The 1,150-nt window shown below is 35.0% G+C and carries 1 protein-coding gene; it reads right to left on the bottom strand.

The genetic code is table 11. The features are described 5' to 3' along the window. Positions 1-1,024: cache domain-containing protein (locus ACHJH3_RS11240; protein WP_407064887.1), on the bottom strand; the 1,024-nt coding region annotated here is incomplete at its 3' end. Positions 1,025-1,150: the final 126 nt, after the last annotated feature.

Below are 1,150 nucleotides of genomic sequence, written 5' to 3' on the forward strand. Positions count from 1 at the left end.
GCTCTTTTATCTCATGGTTTAGGAATTTAAAGAAGGATATTAGTCCTGTTGAGATTAGGTTGAGGGGTTTGAGGAAGTATCCCACTACAAAGATTAATGCACCTATGATACCCATAACAAATACGGTTGAAAATATAGTTTCATGATAAATAATTTCATTTAAAACAGGATCATAATCGCTAAGTGAGTTATCAGAGCAGATAAGCCAATTGGCTTTATCATATTTTTGGCAAGCAAAAAGCCTCTCATCGCCACCTAAAGTATGGACATACGCCTTACCTTGAGTAGTTGCGTAGCTATCTATAGCCAAATTTATAGCCGTTTTTAAACCTGGTTCATCGGATAGTATAAAATTATTATTTGGATGATAGACCAAAAGTTTTGCGTCAATATCAACGATAGCAACACTACTACTTTGCGACTCTTTCATCTGTGCAACATCTTTTGCTATATCGTCTAAATACATATCGGCAGCTACGACACCTACCGCTTTGCCGTCTATTATTATTGGCTTAACGATAGTAAGAGTGTATTTGCCGCTTGATTGGGCTAAATAAGGATGAGTAAATACCAAATCTCCCTTTGCTACACTTTGCTTATACCAAGGCTTAGTTCTTGAATCAAAATTATCCTTTTCAGGTGTCAAATGAAGGAATTCAATCTTTTCATCTGACTTTCTAACAGCATCAAACAGATCGCCGTTATCGCCAAAACCTATGTAAAATTCAGCTATATTTAAAGTCGTAGCCATAGTCATTAGACGATCTTTAAGACTCTGCCTATCTTGCATTAGATAAGGATTTTCTTGAATATATTTGGCTAAATTTTCAACAGCAACTATTTTAGAGTTAAAATACTCTCTTACGTATATCGCAACAGAGCGCGTAGAAGCCTCTTTGGATGTTTTAGATACATCTATGATAGTATCTTTCATGCCCTTATAGCTTACGGTTTCAAATACTGCAAACGCTATAGTAAGCAACACAAATACAATTAAAGCTATTTTATTCGCAGCTTTTTTCATCTAATCTCTCCTTGATTGTTTTTCATATCCTTAGAATTTCTTCCTCTTAACATCATCTGCTATATCTTTAGCCATACTATCAACTTCAGCTGTTACTTCATTTGTCTTATTGGCTACTATTACGTT

The sequence above is a fragment of the Campylobacter canis genome (assembly GCF_045504005.1).
GTDB classification, from domain to species: Bacteria; Campylobacterota; Campylobacteria; order Campylobacterales; family Campylobacteraceae; genus Campylobacter_A; species Campylobacter_A canis.